Origin of the sequence: Actinokineospora spheciospongiae (assembly GCF_000564855.1) — a bacterium.
GTDB classification, from domain to species: domain Bacteria; phylum Actinomycetota; class Actinomycetes; order Mycobacteriales; family Pseudonocardiaceae; genus Actinokineospora; species Actinokineospora spheciospongiae.
In genome coordinates this window covers 24,534-40,772 of the sequence record NZ_AYXG01000101.1, presented here as the reverse complement: position 1 = coordinate 40,772, position 16,239 = coordinate 24,534, and the positions used below count along the sequence as shown (strand labels likewise).

Here is a 16,239-nt window from a genome sequence, read left to right as displayed (position 1 = left end):
GAGGTCACGGGAGCCGGGCGACGGCGGCGGCGGCGAGGGTGCGCGCGGTCTCGCACAGCGCCGCCTGGTCGGTGCCGCCCGGGTCCTTGAAGTCGACGACCACGATTTCCTCGCGGTCCTCCTCGGTGCCGTGCAGCACCGACGGCGGGGTGTAGAACCTGTGCACGACCTGCACCTGGCACGTCTTCCCGGTCGCCGCGATGACCGCGTCGCGGTCGCCGACGCGGATTCGCGTGCCGACCACGTCCGCGTCGTCCTCGATCGGCCACTCCCGGCTGAAGTGGACCCGCACCGTTCTGCGGTCGTGGTCCCAGTCGCACTGCCAGCCGCCGAGGCTCGCGTCACCGGCTTCGACCGATCCGAGAGCGGTGGCCACATCGGACCCCGACAGCAGGGCGCAGGCGTCGACGTGGGCCAGTGACCAGGAGGGGAGGGGTTGGGCGCGGTGGGGGAGCGGGCCGTTGGCGAGCATCTGCGCCACCGTGCCCACCACGGCTTCGGAGATCGCGCACACGGGGGTGTTCTCCGCGTCGTCCAGCGGCCGGGACGTGATGACCACCCGGTTGAGGTCGGCCAGGGGCAGTGCGCGGGTGCAGGCGCCGTCGCGGACGTCCGGGCGTTCGATCCCACCCACCTGCCCCGGTGTCGGTGGCCGGGGCGGGTACCGGAGCGGGCCGGTCAGGTCGAGGTGGGTCTGCACCTGCCCCGCCTCGTCCGGCAGCGTGGTGGTGACGACGCAGGTGCCGAAGTTGCCCAGTTCCGGGTCGATGAAGGCCTCGCCGAACCCGGCCAGGGCGTCGGTGGACAGCGCGGCGCAGGGGTCGGCCGCGGCCGGGTCCGCGCCCAGCGTGCCGGGGAGGTCGCCGTCGCGCTCCGGTGGGCCCGCCGTGAGGGCGAAGGTGGTCACCAGGGCGATGGCGCCCACGCCCGCGGCCGCGGCGGCGAGCCTGCGCCGCCGGCGACCCGGCGGGCCCGGCCGCCGCGGGGGGACCTCCTGCCCGCCAGCGAGCGCGAGGGTGGCCTCGGCCGCGGTCGGGCGCCCGGCCGGGTCGACGCGCAGCAGGGCGGTGAGCACCGGGCGGAGCCGGTCGGCGCGGCGGAAGGGGTCGACCCGGCCCGCGGCGGCGCGGCGCATCTGCACGAACGGGCCGTCTTCCCCGGTGCCCCAGGGCGAATGGCCCTCCACGGCCGCGTACAGCGTCGCGCCGAGGGAGAACACGTCCGCGGCCGGTCCGGCGTCGTGGCCGTCGGCCACCTCGGGGGCCACGTAGCCGACGGTCCCGGTGAGCTGCGCGCCGCCGGTGCGGGTGACCTCGGCCCAGCGCGCGATGCCCAGGTCGGTCAGCTTCGCGGTGCCGTCCCCGGTCACCAGGACGTTGCCCGGCTTGACGTCGCGGTGCACGATCCCGCGCGCGTGCATGGCCGCCAGCGCGTCCGCCAGTTGCGCGCCGATGCGCGCCACCAGGTCCTCCGGCAGCGGCCCGTCGGCCTCGATCACCTGCTCGAGGCTGCGGGCGGGCAGGTACTCGGTGACCAGCCAGCGCTCCTCGCCGTCGACGACCGTGTCGAAGACGGTGACCACGTTCTGGTGCAGCAGCCCGGCGCCGATCCGGGCCTCGCGGCGGATCTGCCCGGTGTCCCCGTCCCGGGACCGCTTCAGCGCGACCGCGCGACCCAGTTCCAGGTCGGTCGCGCACCAGACCACCCCCATCCCGCCTTCGCCGAGCTCTTCGTCCAGGCGGTAGCGGTCGGCGATGACGTGGTCGGCTCGCACCGGACCAGTCTAGGCAGCGCCGGTGCCCGGCGCGGTCGGCCCCGGACCGGGGCACCTGAACGGACCACCGGGCGCGGGGGACCGGTCCCGCGCACCGGGGGTAGAACCGGGGCGACGCCGGGAGTGCCCGCGTCGGAACAGGGGGGCGATGATGCTGGAACGAGCCTGCGCGTTGGCACTGGTGGCGGTGGTGGTCCTGCCGGGCACCGGCTCGGCGACGGCGGCGGCCGGGCGGGTCCTCGCGGTCGGGCCGGGCGCCCGGTACGCCACGCCGCAGGCCGCCGCCGACGTCGTGCGGCCCGGCGACACCGTCGCGATCGCCGCGGGCACCTACCCGGGCGGGCTCACCATCCGCACCGACGGCACCCCGCGCCGCCCCATCACCTTCACCGGCGTCGGCGGCCCCGCCGTCATCACCGGTGCGGGTGGGCCCGACGGGCTGCTCGCGGTGGGGAACCACTCCTGGCAGCGGTTCCTGAACCTGGCGGTGTCCGGCTCGCGGGGATTCGGTGCCCACGCCAACGGCGGCCACGACCTGGAGTTCGGCGGCTTCACCGTCGACGGCTCCCGCGACGGCGGGCTGGTCCTGGTCGGCACGTCCCGCGTCTCGGTGCACTCCTGCGACATCCACGGCACGAACGCGCGGGGCACCTCGGCCGACCACGAGGCGCTGAGCATCGCGTCCGGTTCCCGCGACGTCGAGGTCCGGCACTGCCGGGTCCACGACAACGGCGAGGAGGGCATCGACGTCAAGTACACCGACCACGCCCGGGTGAAGATCCACGACAACGTGGTCACCGACAACCGCGGCCCCAACATCTACGTGGACTCCGCGACCTCGGTCGACGTGTACAACAATGTCGTCTCCGGTGCGGAGAACAGCACCAAGGCGGGCATCGCCCTGGCCGTCGAGGACTACTCGACCACCAGGCGGCTCGCGGAGGTCCGGGTGTTCAACAACGTCTCCACCGGGAACGCCCAGGCCGGGCTGAGCCTCTGGGTGGAATCCACCGGCACGATGTCCGACGTCCAGATCGTCAACAACACCTTCGCCGGGAACCGGCTCGGTGCGGTGGTCATCGACGCGGACCGCTTCCGCGGCCACAACGTCCTGCGCAACAACATCTTCGCCGAGGGACCCGTCGACACCGGCCCCTTCATCAGCGACCACAACATGACCGGCGACCCCGGTTTCGCCGACCCGGCCGGGGGCGACTTCCACCTCACCGCGGGCTCGCCCGCCGTCGACGCCGGCTCACCCCGCCTGGCCCCCGCCTTCGACCTCGACGGCACACCCCGACCGGCGGGAGCGGGCCACGACGTCGGCGCGTACGAACTGGGCGGGACGACCACGCGACCAGGGCTCGGGCTTCGCCGCCCGGGTTGTGCTGGCCGGAGCTGACCTGGCCCAGGGAGGCGCTGTGCCCGGTGGACTCGGTGAGCTGCCCGCCGCCGGGCAGCGGTCAGGGCGCGTTCGGGTCGTCCACGAGGTCGAGGTCGAGCGGGACGAGTGTGGTGGAGGAGATCAGCTCGCGCAGCAGGTTGACCGTCAGCGTCAGCCCGACCGGTTCGCCCACCTCTTCGCGCAGCAACCCATGGACACCGCTCGCGGCGAGGCGGCCGCGGACGCCCGCGATGGTGTGCTCCACGCGCTTGGTCGTCCAGTTGGCGGCTGGCCGCAGTTCCCGGAGCTGGTCGGCGGCCTGCTGCCGGGACAGCGGCTGCGGGTGCGGGTCGTGCAGGAGGTAGCGCCTGCCGAGGACGACGAGGGCCAGCCGTTCCTCCTCGGTGAGGCGCCAGCGCTTCGGCGGCTGGGTGATGTCGTTGGGGCGCGGGGCGAGTTGGCTCCCGCCCGCGTCGGCGACGTACAGCTCCACCAGGTGTTCGCGGCCCCGGGAACCGCGCAGGAACAGCGGCGTGTACCCGGGGGCGAGGGGGAGCGGTTCGCCGTCTCGGTGCAGCAGCGGGGAAGCGGGCAGGCGGATGGGGGAGCGACCGGTGTTGGTCACCCACCAGCGGCCGCCGCGGTGGTCGAGCACGCCGTGCTCGCGGCTGACGGTCACGTCGTTCTCCCCGACGCACACCTCCACCCGCGGTCGGTTGCGGCCGAACCGGACCCGCCTGCCCTCGCTCGGCTCGACGGTGACCCCGCCGGTCAGCGTGAGCGCGGACAGCCCTCCGGGCGGGACCCGCGCCGCACCGAGCACCAGGCTCCGCACGGCGATCGGCTCCACGGGCGCGAACTGCATGTCGATCTCCCCAGGCGGTTGTGCGTAGTCCGACCACGATATTCCGGTCACCCGGGACCGGTCCCGAGCGGCGGGCCGGGGATCTGCCGCCGCCGCGGGTGGGCGCGTGGAACCCTGACGGGCAAAGGCCATCGCCCCTCGACTTGGCGGTTCGGGCTGTTACCTTTTCGCTCATGCAGCGTGGGGACATGATCGCGGGGCGTTACCGGCTGGAGGAGCAGATCGGTGCCGGGGGGATGGGTGTCGTCTGGCGGGCCACCGACTCCGAACTGCGGCGGGTGGTGGCGCTCAAGCGGTCCACCGGCGGGAACGACGCGCAGCTTCGGCGGGAGGCGCAGATGGCCGCCGGGTTGCAGCACCCGAACGTGGTCAGCATGTACGACGTGGTGGTCCACGGTGCCGACCGGTGGCTGGTCATGGAGTACTTCCCGGCGCGCAGCATCGCCGCCACCCTCGCCACCACCGGCCCGCTGACGCCGCGGGCCGCGGCCGGGGTGGGCGCGCAGATCGCCGCCGCGCTCGTGGCCATGCACGACCGCGGGATGGTCCACCGCGACGTCACCCCGGGCAACGTGCTGGTGGCCGAGGACGGCACCGCCAAGCTGACCGACTTCGGCATCGCCCACTGGGCCGAGCTGACCAACACCGGCGACGCCAGGGTCGTCGGCACCCCCGCCTACATGGCGCCCGAGGTGGCCAACGGCACCCCGGGCGGCCCGGCCGCCGACGTGTTCTCCCTCGGGGCCACCCTGTTCGCCGCCGTGGAGGGCCACTCCCCGTGGGGACCGCCGAGCCACGACCCGCACGCCCAGCAGCGGCGGGCGATGGCGGGCGACCGCTGCCCCACCACCCGGGCCGGGGCGCTCGAACCGCTGCTGTCCGACCTGCTCGCCCACCACCCCGACGTCCGCCCGACCCTGCGCGCGGCCAAGATGCAGTTGGAGGTGATCTCCGGGATCACCGTCCCGATCAACCCGATGGCGGGCACGGCGGACGGCGCGACCGTCCCGGTCGGCCCGCCACCGCGCAAGCGGGGTGTCCTTGTCGGGTCGGCACTCCTGGCCGCGGCGGTGGCGGCGGGAGCGGTCGTCTACGCGAACAGCGGCTCGTCCTCCCTCGCCTCCCCGCTGGTGGGAAACGGCAACGTGGGGGACAAGCGCACCGCCGACCCGTGCTCCCTGCTCGACCCGAACTCCCTCGCCCGGTTCGGCAACCACGTGGTGCGGAAGGACACCGAGTACGGCGAGTTCAACCGCTGCGGCATGACCGTGCGGCTGGGCAAGGAGGAGAAGGACGTCGGGGAGGTGTGGGTCCGGATCGTGAACCCCGACGAGTACCGATCCCAGCCCCACACCCCCGGGGAACTCGAGGCGGGCGAGTTTCCCCCCGAGCGCAACGGCGAGTGCGAGCGCCCGATCACGCTCCCGGACGGCAACCGGGTCGTCGTCACCGCCCGGAACCAGGGCGGGCACCCGTCCGAGCTGTGCTCCATGGCCTCCGACGTGTCGGGCAGCGTGCTGTCCAAGCTCGGCCAGGCCACCCAGATCCCCCGTCGTGGCAAGCCGTTCGACCCGCGGTCCCTGGCGAACGCCGACGCGTGCGCCACCCTCGCGGAGGACGAACTGGCCACGGTGTTCACCACCCCGGTGACACCGGAGCCCGACTTCGGCAACTGGACCTGCTACTGGCAGACCGACTCCTTCGACCTCACGCTCGTGTTCAGCCGGGAGTGGCCCGAGGATGCCGATGACGACGAAACCACCGTCTCCACCGGGGTCGGCGAAGCTCACGTCGGCACCGACTCCAATGCGGACGAAGGCGCCACGGGGTGCGAGATCGAAATCATCCACCGCAGGTACGTCGAGCACACCGCGATCAACGACGACTGGATGGAGGTCGCCACGCTCAGCCTGGACAGCGAGGACGGCAGCGTCCCGGAAGAAGCCCTGTGCGAGAAGGTGACCGCGCTCGGCCGGTTGATCGCCCCCCGGTTGCCCGGTCGCTGACGCCCACCGTCGACCTGGCCCACCCCTTCGCGGGCACCGCCGTGGAGGGGTGGGCCGACGGTGAGGCCGGGATCGTGGCCCCCGCCGCGGCGCCGCTCGCCGGGTTCACCCGGGCGCAGGTCGCCGACGCGCTCGACCGGGCCCGCCGGGCGCTGATCAGCGCCCGGATCGACCCCCGGGTCCTCCACGGCACCGACGTGCACCTGCTGGCCGACCAGTTCGCCGCGCCGAAGCGGGCCGAGGTGCTCGCCTCCCCGCACCTGCGCACCGCGATCGCCGAGGGCAGCACCCTGCTGGACGGGGTGCCGGTCAAGGTCACCGGCACCATGACCGTCCAGGCGGGCCGACGCGGCGAGCTGATCATCGACATGAACCACTCGTTCGCCTACGCCTTCACCCCGCGCAACCGGGCGGTGCTGACCGGACCGATGCAGATCATCAGCGTCGTCCGGGCCCAGTCCCAGTACGGCTTCTACGGCTTGGCCGACTGGCCGGGCGTCGGCCGGGGGCTGACCCCGTTGGACCACTCGCGGTTCTTCTACTCGATGAGCTGCTCGGCCGCGGTCCGGGGCTACCTGGCCCCGGCGGACGCCGAGCTGGTCAACCCGGGCGGCGCCACCCCCGAGGAGGACCGCAAGCGGATCTTCGACCCATCGCTGCCGATGCCCGACCCCAAGGGAACCTGCTGACCGGGAGGGTCGTGACGCCGGAGAACTCCGAGGTGGTCAGCTTTCGCCCCCGGCCGCAGTGGGCGGAATCGTGGCTGCTCTCCCCACTTCTCGGGTGAGGTGGGCCTACTCGTCTGCGCATTCCGTGGGAAGAATCCGGACGCCCCGTGCTCGGTGGTGATCGGTCACCACCGAGCACGGGGCGTTGTCAGGGCCTCCGGTCTGCCGGTTCGGCTCGTCAGCCGCCGATCTGCTGTCGAATCCAGCCCAGGTTCGCCGCGATGCCGGTGTAGAGGGTGGTGGTGGCGCACTCGCCGCCGTTGTCGCCGGGGCCGTGGGTTTCACCGACCAGGGTCCAGTTGCCCCGGGTGCCCACGACGGCCGGGCCGCCGGAGTCGCCGTGGCAGGCCGAGTGGGCGCGGTCGCCGGAGACGCAGATGTCGGTGGACGTGCCGCCACCGGCGGCGCACCGACTGGCGGGCAGCAGGGTCAGGTCGATCTCCTGCAGCGTGGTCGGCGTGTAGCAGGACGGCCAGCTCAGGCAGCCCCAGCCCAGCAGGCGCACCGCGCCGCCGGGGGCGGGGTTCGCGGTGGCCATCCGCACCGGCGCCTGGCGCGAGGCGGTGGACAGGTGCATCAGCGTCAGGTCGGTGCCCGCCCGGTTGACCCGCCGGTCGACGCGCAGCAGTTCACCGCCGGAGTTCTTGTTGGTCGAGCCCACCCGGGCCTGGCTCGCGCTGCCGCAGTGGGTGGCGGTGACGACCCACTGCGGGGCCACCAGGCTGCCGCCGCAGCCGTTGCTCAACGAGACCATCCAGGAGTAGGTCTCGGTCGCGTTGTGCCCGCCTATGACGTTCGGCTGCATCCCGCCCGACGGCTCGGCCGAGGCCGAGGCCGAGCCCGCGATCGAGAGCACCGCCGCACCGGCGACAGCCAGGGCTGCGAGGAATCTGCGCATGAGAGCCTTCCAATCGGCGTGGGAACGCCGTGCAGGGGATGGGCGAGGACGATTCGCGAAATGTCGGTCCAGTGGAGATGAAATCATCCCGGGTGCTTTCGCCTCCTGAATATGCACCAGCTCGCGATCCGGGCACAAGGTCACCGATCCCATTGCCTGGGAAGGATTTTCCCAGTTGGCCCGGGTGTTCGTCGACCTTATGGCGCACGCTTATGGCTCGGACGGCGGTCGGATTATCCGGTTCGGTCGGCGACGCCGTCCACCCGACGAAAGTAGTGATGACACGTGCTCCGGCGTCCACCGATGTGCTTGCCCCGGTTTGTCGAAACCACCTTTTCCGCACCACCTCGTCCGCGAACGCCATTCGCACCGGTCGCGCCGTCGTCGGCGGCGCCCCTCGACGCCGCCCTGCCGAACCGCCCGCCCGCGATTACTGTGCGGGCATGCCCGCTCCCGGCCGGTCGTCTCCCGCCCTGTGCCCGTGGTGCGCGCCGAGGGGGGACCGCTGAGGTGGCCGGTGTCGTGGTGGTGGGGGCGGGGATGGGTGGGCTGGCCGCGGCCGCGCGCCTGGCCGCGCTGGGACACCGGGTGACCGTGGTGGAGCAGGGCGACACCCACGGCGGCAAGCTGGGCACCCTGCGCCGGGACGGGTACACCTTCGACACCGGCCCGTCGCTGCTGACCATGCCGCAGGTCTACCGCGACCTGTTCGCCGCGACCGGGGCGCCCCTCGACACCGTGGTGGACGTGGTGCCGGTGGACCCGGTGTGCCACTACCGCTTCGCCGACGGCACCGAGGTCGACCTGCCGCACGCCGAGGAGGACGTGCCCGCGGCCCTGGCGGCGGCGTTCGGGGAGCGGTCGGCCGCGCAGTGGCGCCGGGTCATGGCGGACGCCGCGCACCTGTGGGGCCTGGTGGGCGAGTCGGTGCTGCAGCGCCCCCTGGGCGGGCTGGGCGACCTGGTGCGCCGCTCGGCCAACCCGCGCGACCTGGCCGCGATCGCGCCGTGGCGGACGCTGCGCGCGCTCGGCCGCGCCCGGTTCGACGACCCCCGGCTGCGGGTGCTGCTGGACCGCTACGCCACCTACAGCGGGTCGGACCCGCGCCGGATTCCGGCTGTGCTGAGCGTGGTGCCCTACGTCGAGCAGCACTTCGGCGGCTGGTACGTGCGCGGCGGCCTGCGGGTGCTGGGCGACGCGCTGGCCGACCGGTGCCGCGAACTGGGGGTGCGGTTGCGCTTCAACGCCCCGGTGACCGGAATCGACGCCACCCCCACCGGGGTCAGCGGCGTGCGGCTGGGCGACGGGGAGCGGATCGCCGCGGACGTCGTCGTGTCCGATGTGGACGCCGAGGTGCTCTACCGCGACCTGCTGCCCGCCCGGTCGGCGCGCCGACCCCGGCGGGCGCTGCGGCGCGCGGTGCCCTCGCTGTCCGGGTTCGTGCTGCTGCTCGCCCTGCGCGGGCGCACCCCCGGTCCGCGCCACCACCACCGCGTGCTGTTCCCCGCGGACTACGACGCCGAGTTCGACGCGATCTTCGGCCGCGCGCCGCGACCCGTGCCCGACCCCGCGGTGTACGTCTGCTCACCCGACGACCCCGCCGTGGCGCCCGAGGGCGACGAGGCGTGGTTCGTCCTGGTCAACGCCCCGCGCCAGGGCCCGGTGGACTGGCGGGCGCCCGGGCTGGCCGACGACTACGCCGACCGGGTCCTGCGGGTGCTCGCCGAGCGCGGGCTGGACGTGCGCGACCGGGTGCGCTGGCGGGAGGTGCGCACCCCGGCCGACTGGGAGCGCGACACCGGCTCGGTGGGCGGCTCGATCTACGGCACGTCGTCCAACGGGCCGCGCGCCGCGCTGCTGCGCCCGCGCAACCGCGGCCCCGTGCCCGGCCTGTTCCTCGTCGGCGGGTCGGCCCACCCGGGTGGCGGCCTGCCGCTGGTGGCGCTGTCGGCCGCCATCGTCGCCGGGCTCATCGGACCGGCCTGACCCGCCCGCCCACGGTCATCCGGCGGATGACGAGCGCGGCGCCGATGAGCTGCAGGTGGGCGGGATCGGCCGGGTCCAGCGCGGTCAGCGCGACGGCCTTGCGCACCCGGTAGTCCACGGTGTTCGGGTGCACGTGGAGCCGCACGGCCGTCTGCCGCCGGTTCAACCCGAGCCGCAGGTAGGTTTCCAGCGTGACGAGCAGGTCCGGGTGCTCGTCGAGCGGCGCGAGCAGGGCGCGCAGCGCACCGCTCGCCGCGGTCGGCCTGGTCAGTTGGTACTCCAGGACGACGTCGGCCAGCCGGTAGAAGCCGGGGCCTCGGCCGAACACGCTCGCCAGTTCCAGGATCTCACCACCCTGGCGGACGGCTCCGGCGACGCCCGGTGGTTCCGCGGCGACCCCGGCGGCGGTCACCTCGACGCCCGCGGCGCGGCTGAGCCCGTCGACGACCGCCTCCGCCGCGGACCAGTCCTCGCCCGCGAGCAGTGCCGTGCCGCCGGTCGTGTCGAGCAGCGAGAGCACCGGTTCCCCCACCGCCGCCGCCAGTTCCTGCTCGGCCCGGTGGACCTTGCGCTGCGCGGCCATCGTGGCGTCCACGCCGGGCTCCGTCTCGTCCTCGTGCGCGGCGAAGGCCAGGCGCAGCACCAGGTAGCGCGGCGCGAGCCGGACACCGGCGCGGCGCGCGGGTTCCTCCAGCGGGTCGCCGCGCAGCAACGCCGACACCAGCGTGTGGCGGCGCTGCTGCTCGCCGCTGTCCAGCCTGCGGCGCTCCTCCAGGTAGGCCGCCGCCGAGGCGGTGCCCGCGCCGTGGATGTAGCCGAGCACGAGTTCGGTGAACGCCAGGACGTGGTCGAGGTCCTCGGGTCGCGCGTCGGCGACCATCGCGCGCCAGGTTTCGAGCATCCCCATGCTGTACGCGCCCATGACACCGTCGAGCGCCATCCCCTCGCCCGCGCGCCGGGCGGCCGACACCGTGATCGGCCCGACCAGCTCCCCGGGCGACGGCGCCGCCCGGTCGCGCACCGACTCGGCGAAGATCCGCAGGTTCTCCTCGGTGACCGCGGCGATGGTGTCGAGCAGCTCCGCACTCGAAAGCCGCTGGTAGGCACCGATTTCCCGGCCGAACCGCTCCACCAGCCGCCGCGCCATGCGGCGCCGCTCGGCGAACAGCCGCTGGTAGAGCACCCGGCCGCCGATGGTCAGCGCCTCGTTGTCATCAGTCACAACTCCCGTCTACCACTGTTGGGTCGGGGGCCGGTGTCGCCGCGGGCCGGTCTTGGTGAGGATTGACAAGACAGGGAAATCCGATGGGGAGAACGAGAGGAAAATCCATGGGGGTCAAGACCAAACGGGTGCTGCGGGCACTCACCACCCTGGTGCTGGCACTGGCGTCGGTGACGTCGCTGTCGAGCCAGGCGTCGGCGGCGGGCGGGCGCGACGAGCGGGCCACGTTCGTCAACTTCTGGGGGCGGCTCGACTACGAGGTCCACCTGCCGCCGTCCCACCGGCCGGGCACGCCGCTGCCGGTGCTCGTCGCCCTGCACGGGTGCGACATGACCGGCTACGGGGACAACTCGATGAAGGCCATGACCCGGTTCAACGACCTCGCGGACGCCCGCGGGTTCATCGTCGTCTACCCGACGCAGAACCGGCTGTGGAACATCAACGGCTGCTGGAACGGGCTGCTGCCGGGCAACCAGAAGCGCGGCAGCGGGGAACCGTCGCTGCTGGCGGGCGCCACCCAGGCCGTCGTGGCGCGGTACGGCGCCGACGCCGAGCGGGTCTACGCCGTCGGGGCGTCCGCCGGTGCCGCGATGGCCGTGGTCCTCGGGGTCACCTACCCGGACGTCTACGCGGCGATCGGCAGCCTCGCCGGTGGCGAGTACGCCGCTGACCGGGTCATCCTGGGCGGTCGGGACAAGGTCAGCCCGGTCGACACCGCGAAACTCGCCTACGCCGAGATGGGCCCGCGGGCCCGGCAGGTGCCGACGTTCATCGCGCAGGGCGACGCCGACACCACCGTCGAACCGGTCTTCGGCGACCGCCTGGTCACGCACTGGGCCGCCATCGACGACCTGGCCCGGGACGGCGTGCTCGACGGCGACGTCGACGACGTGGCCGACTCCCGGCAGCGCGTGGTGGAGCCGGGCGCCTACCCGTACGTCAAAACGGGCTACACCGACGCGGGCACCGGCGAACTGCTGATCGAGAAGTACAGCGTCGAGGGCCTCGGACACCGGTGGCCCGGTGGCGGGGAAGGCGCCTACGCCGACCCGATCGGGCCGGACCTGAGCACCCTGGTGTGGGACTTCTTCAGCGGCCGCTCACTGCCGTAGTCCGACCGGTGTCGACCGGGGCAGGCGGCCGGTGACCCACGGGGGGTCTGGCCGCCTGCCCTCGCAGCCCGGGTGAAAAAACTCCCACCGGCCGGGTTCGGCGAATGGGCTCCGGTCGACGGTCCACCTGCGACGACGATCTTCGACAGGTGAAGCTGTTCTCGCGGGGCAGGCAGGCCGCGGCGGAGCCGGTCACCGCACGGGACCAGGTGCTCGGGGCGTTGTGCCCACCGGTGCCCTGCTGGCCGCGGTGCGCAGCCCGGTGGGCCTCTGGCTCACCGCAGTGGAAGCCTTGCTGCTCCAGGAGAATTCGCGGCCTCGACCGCCGCCGACCCGCTGGTGCGCGGACCAGCCCACCGCCGCGCGGTCGCCGAACCGGTGGCGCGGGCGAACGAAGACCTCTGAGGCAGCACGACGAGTCCGCTGTCGGACGGCAACTCCCACCGGATCGCCACCTGCGGCAGCTCATGGCTCCGGACCGACCGCGTCGGTGTTCGTCGTCACCGTTGAGCCGCTTTCGGGGTCACCGGGTTCCGCGCCGCCGCCGGTCCAGGTCGGCGGCGGCGCGGAACCACGCCTCGCCCCACGGGCGCAGGCCCGAGGGCGGGACGCCGAGCGCCTGCACGATCCGGTCGAGCGCGTCGACCGGGGGGAACGCCCGCCCGCTGACGTAGGTGTGCACGGTCGAGCGGGGCAGGCCCGCCCGCCGCGCGAGGGTGCTCAGGCCGACCCGCGCCTTGCCGGTGCCCCGGGCCGCCCGCCGCCGCAGCAGGTCGAGCTGTTCGACCAGCCCCGCGTCGTCGGTGACCCGGTCGGGGTCCGGGCACCACTGCTGTTCGAGCACCCCCATCAGCTCACGAGCACGCAGGTGGCGCGGTTCTGCCAGTTCACGCCGCCGAGCCGCAGGTCCGCGCTCTGGTCGACCCAGGTGCTGTGCGCCCCGCCGCGCGGGCAGTCCCGCGCGTCGTACACCATCACGTCGCACTGGCTGTAGGTGTGCACCGAACCGGCCCGGTTGTCCCAGCCCCACCCGGCCAGGTTGTAGAGCCCGTTCACGTCCCCGGTGGTGGCGGTGCAGTTCCCCAGCCGGTAGAAGGTGATGCAGGCGCCGGAGTACCCGGCGTCGTCGTAGAGGGTGTACTCGGCGACCGAGCCGGACACCCGCCCGACGGCCTGGCACGCCACCGCCGGGGCCTGCGCCGCCACCTGGGCCGACGCCGCCTGCGGCCCCACCACCAGCGCCGCCGCGGCGGTCAACGCCACCCCGGCCACCTTCGCCACCCCGCGCGCCACCCTGTTCCCGATCATGTTCGGCTCCCTCGTCCGTTCGGCTTGCGCTGTGCGGCCATACTGGGACGCGGGCACTGCGGATCGCTTGCGACGTTTCCGCATTCCGCGGGTCAGGGGCGGTACGGGGGAGGTGGCGGCGTGTTGCGCCTGCTCGGGGAGGTGGCGGTCCACGCGGGCGGGCACCGGGTGGACCTGGGGCCCGCGAGGCAGCGGTGCCTCCTCGCCGCGCTCGCCCTCGACGCGGGCCGGGTGGTGCCGGTGGACCAGTTGGTCGAGCGGGTCTGGGCCGAGGACGTGCCCCGGCGCGGCCGGGCGACGCTGCACAGCTACCTGTCGCGGCTGCGGCAGGCGCTCGCGGGCGTGGACTGGCTCGAGATCGCCCGCAGACCCGGCGGCTACGCGCTCGTCACCACCGGGGCCCGCGCCGTCGACGTGGTCGCCTTCCGCGACCTGTGCGCGCGGGCCCGGTCCGAACCCGACCCCGCCGAAGCCGCCCGGCTGCTCACCGACGCGCTGGACCTGTGGCGCGGGGAGGCGCTGACCGGCCTGGACAGCGCGTGGGCCGCCGTCGAACGCGCCGGGCTCGACGAGGAGCGGATCGCGGCCCAGTGCGACCTGGTCGACGCGCGGTTGCGGACGGGCCACGGCGAACACCTGGTGGCCGAGCTGGCCACCAGGGTCGCCAACCGGCCCCTCGACGAGCGCGTTGCCGGTCAGTACATGCTCGCGCTGCACCAGGCTGGGCGCACCGCCGACGCGCTGGCGCACTACCGCCGGATTCGCGACCGGCTCGTCGAGGAGCTCGGCACCGAGCCGGGCACCCGGCTCCAGCAGTGGCACGGCACCCTGCTGGCCGCGGGCCGGGCCCCGACGATCACGCCCGCCGCGCTGTGCCGCCAGTTGCCGCGCGCCCCCCGGCGGTTCGTCGGCCGCCACCGGGACCTGGCCCGGCTGGACGCCGCGCTGGCAGGCGTGGACCCCGGCGCACCGGTGGTCATCTCGGCCCTGACCGGCGCGGGCGGGATCGGCAAGACCTGGCTGGCCCTGCACTGGGCGCACCGGCACGCCGACCGCTTCCCCGACGGCCAACTGTTCGTCGACCTGCGCGGCTTCAGCCCCGAGGGGGCGCCCCTGCCCGCGGCGGCCGCCGTCCGCGGTTTCCTCGACGCGTTCGGCGTGGAGCCCGCGCGCATCCCGGTCGACCCGCACGCGGCGGCCACCCTGTTCCGGGGGCTGGTCGCGGGCAAGCGGGTGCTGGTGGTGCTGGACAACGCGGCGGACAGCGCCCAGGTCGCGCCGCTGCTGCCCGACAGCGACCGCTGCACGGTCCTGATCACCAGCCGCACCGTCCTCACCGGCCTGCTCACCCGGCACGGCGCGGGTCACCTGCCGCTGGACGTGCTCTCGGCCGGTGAGGCGCGGGCACTTCTCGCCGACCGGATCGGCACCGACCGGGCGACGGCGGAGGCCGAGGGGCTGGACCGGCTCGTCGAGCTGTGCGGCGGCTTCCCGCTGGCGCTGAGCCTGGTCGCCGCCCACGCGCTGACCCGGCCGCGGCTCACGCTGGTGGGCTTGGCCGCCGCGCTGGGCGACCTCGGGCTCGAAGCGCTCGCCGACACCGACCCGGCCGCCAACCTCCGGGCGGTGCTCTCGCTGTCGCTCACGGTGCTCACCCCCGAGCAGGCCACCGCCTACGCGCTGCTGGGCACCGCGCCGGGCCGCGACATCGGCCTGCCCGCCGCCGCGAGCCTGCTCGGCCTGCCCGAGACCGCCGCGGCGGCGGTGCTGCGCGCCCTGGAACAGGCGTCGCTGCTCACCGGCTCGGACACCGGGCGCCACCGGATGCACGACCTGATCCGGCTGCACGCGGGCGAGACCGCCCAGGACCTGCCCGCCGACGTCGTCACCGCCGCGCTGGACCGGTTGACCGACTTCTACCTGCACACGGCGCGCAACGCCGACGCCGTCTTCAACCCCGACCGCCCCTCGCTGGACCTGGCCCCACCGGTGGCGGGCTGCGCCCCGCTCACCGCCGAGGACGACGCCGCGGCCACGCGCTGGTTCAGCGCCGAGCGCGACAACCTGCTCGCCACCCAGCGGGCGGCGGCGGACCGGCAGCTCCACCGGGTCACCTGGGGCCTGGCGGGCGCGCTGGAGACCTACCTGCGCAGGCGCGGCCACCTCCGCGACCGGCTCGCCGTGTGGACGGCCGCGGTGGACGCCGTGGCCCACCTGTCCGACCCGACCGCGCACGTGCGCGCCCACCGGCTGCTCGGCCGCGCGCACGCCGACCTCGGGCAGCACGACGAGGCGGGCCGCTGCCTGCGGGCCGCGCTGGCGCTGGCCGAGCACCACGACGACGACCTCAACCAGGCCCACACCCACCGGACCCTCGCCTCCGCCGCGATGTCCAGGGGGGACAGCCACCAGGCCCGCGACCACGCCGAGCACGCGCTGCGCATCTGCCGCACCCTCGGCGACCCGCTGTGGGAGGCGGGGGCGCTCAACGCGGTCGGCTGGTACGCCGCGATATCCGGCGACCTCGCCGCGGGGCGCGAGCACTGCCGGGAGGCCTACGACCTGTTCCTGCGCCACGACAACACCGAGGGGCAGGCGACCACCCTGGACAGCCTCGGCTACATCGCCCACCACAGCGGCAGGCACGCCGACTCGGTCGACCACTACCTGACCGCGCTCGCCCTCCTGCGCGAAATCGGCTCCGCGGCGGAGGAAGCGGACACCCTCGACCGGCTCGGCCACGCCCACGCGGCACTCGGGCAGCACGATCGAGCGCGTGCGGCCTGGCAGAGCGCGCTGGGCAGGTACGAGGAGCAGGGCCGCGAGGGCAACGCGCGCGAACTGCGGGCACTGCTCCACTCCGCCCGAGTGGACACGCCTGCGGAGGGGGCGGGCGGGTAGACCGCAGGCGCGCCGCCGCAGAGGTGCGCGCCACTCGAACGAGTGAATCCTCTTC

The 16,239-nt window shown here is 74.3% G+C and carries 12 protein-coding genes; 6 read left to right on the top strand and 6 right to left on the bottom strand.

The genetic code is table 11. The features are described from left to right. Positions 1-4 precede the first annotated feature (4 nt). The gene (locus tag UO65_RS14060) at positions 5-1,774 is read right to left on the bottom strand and encodes a protein kinase domain-containing protein (protein ID WP_052021166.1); all 1,770 of its coding nucleotides are present in this window, start codon (positions 1,772-1,774) and stop codon (positions 5-7) included. A gap of 148 nt (positions 1,775-1,922) precedes the next feature. Between UO65_RS14060 and UO65_RS14055 the strand changes: the two genes are divergently transcribed. Next, positions 1,923-3,176 (top strand): right-handed parallel beta-helix repeat-containing protein, encoded by a 1,254-nt coding sequence (locus UO65_RS14055; protein ID WP_035282673.1) that lies wholly within the window; start codon positions 1,923-1,925, stop codon positions 3,174-3,176. A gap of 61 nt (positions 3,177-3,237) precedes the next feature. On the opposite strand, the gene UO65_RS14050 is transcribed toward UO65_RS14055, so the two are convergent. Further along, positions 3,238-4,023 (bottom strand): FHA domain-containing protein, encoded by a 786-nt coding sequence (locus UO65_RS14050; protein ID WP_035282671.1) that lies wholly within the window; start codon positions 4,021-4,023, stop codon positions 3,238-3,240. Positions 4,024-4,211: 188 nt separating this feature from the next. On the opposite strand from UO65_RS14050, the gene UO65_RS33325 reads away from it, so the two are divergent. Beyond that, entirely contained in the window at positions 4,212-6,029 is a 1,818-nt protein-coding gene (locus UO65_RS33325; RefSeq protein ID WP_052021165.1) for a serine/threonine-protein kinase, read from the top strand. After that, on the top strand, positions 5,972-6,718 hold the full coding sequence (locus UO65_RS14040; protein ID WP_035282669.1) for a hypothetical protein: 747 nt from the start codon (positions 5,972-5,974) through the stop codon (positions 6,716-6,718). Before UO65_RS33325 ends, UO65_RS14040 begins: the two co-directional genes overlap by 58 nt. A gap of 217 nt (positions 6,719-6,935) precedes the next feature. Here the strand turns inward: UO65_RS14040 and UO65_RS14035 are convergent, their stop codons facing one another. After that, entirely contained in the window at positions 6,936-7,655 is a 720-nt protein-coding gene (locus tag UO65_RS14035; RefSeq protein WP_035282667.1) for a S1 family peptidase, read from the bottom strand. A gap of 510 nt (positions 7,656-8,165) precedes the next feature. Here UO65_RS14035 and UO65_RS14030 point away from each other — a divergent pair. Further along, positions 8,166-9,641, top strand: a complete 1,476-nt coding sequence (locus tag UO65_RS14030) for a phytoene desaturase family protein (RefSeq protein ID WP_035282665.1) — start codon at positions 8,166-8,168, stop codon at positions 9,639-9,641. Here UO65_RS14030 and UO65_RS14025 read toward each other — a convergent pair. Next, complete coding sequence (locus tag UO65_RS14025; RefSeq protein WP_035282663.1) at positions 9,625-10,863, bottom strand: PucR family transcriptional regulator; 1,239 nt, start codon at positions 10,861-10,863, stop codon at positions 9,625-9,627. The two genes, UO65_RS14030 and UO65_RS14025, sit on opposite strands and share 17 nt — an antisense overlap. Positions 10,864-10,970: 107 nt before the next feature. On the opposite strand from UO65_RS14025, the gene UO65_RS14020 reads away from it, so the two are divergent. Next, positions 10,971-11,975 (top strand): extracellular catalytic domain type 1 short-chain-length polyhydroxyalkanoate depolymerase, encoded by a 1,005-nt coding sequence (locus UO65_RS14020; protein WP_052021164.1) that lies wholly within the window; start codon positions 10,971-10,973, stop codon positions 11,973-11,975. A 523-nt stretch (positions 11,976-12,498) separates the two neighbouring features. Here the strand turns inward: UO65_RS14020 and UO65_RS14015 are convergent. Together UO65_RS14015 and UO65_RS14010 are read right to left on the bottom strand one after the other, a co-directional pair. After that, positions 12,499-12,825, bottom strand: a complete 327-nt coding sequence (locus UO65_RS14015) for a helix-turn-helix domain-containing protein (protein WP_035282660.1) — start codon at positions 12,823-12,825, stop codon at positions 12,499-12,501. Next, complete coding sequence (locus UO65_RS14010; protein ID WP_035282658.1) at positions 12,825-13,283, bottom strand: hypothetical protein; 459 nt, start codon at positions 13,281-13,283, stop codon at positions 12,825-12,827. The genes UO65_RS14015 and UO65_RS14010 overlap by 1 nt, the downstream gene beginning before the upstream one ends. A 120-nt stretch (positions 13,284-13,403) precedes the next feature. On the opposite strand from UO65_RS14010, the gene UO65_RS14005 reads away from it, so the two are divergent. Next, positions 13,404-16,184 carry an AfsR/SARP family transcriptional regulator gene (locus UO65_RS14005; RefSeq protein ID WP_035282654.1) on the top strand — a complete coding sequence of 927 codons (2,781 nt, stop codon included), beginning with the start codon at positions 13,404-13,406 and terminating at the stop codon, positions 16,182-16,184. Positions 16,185-16,239 lie beyond the last annotated feature (55 nt).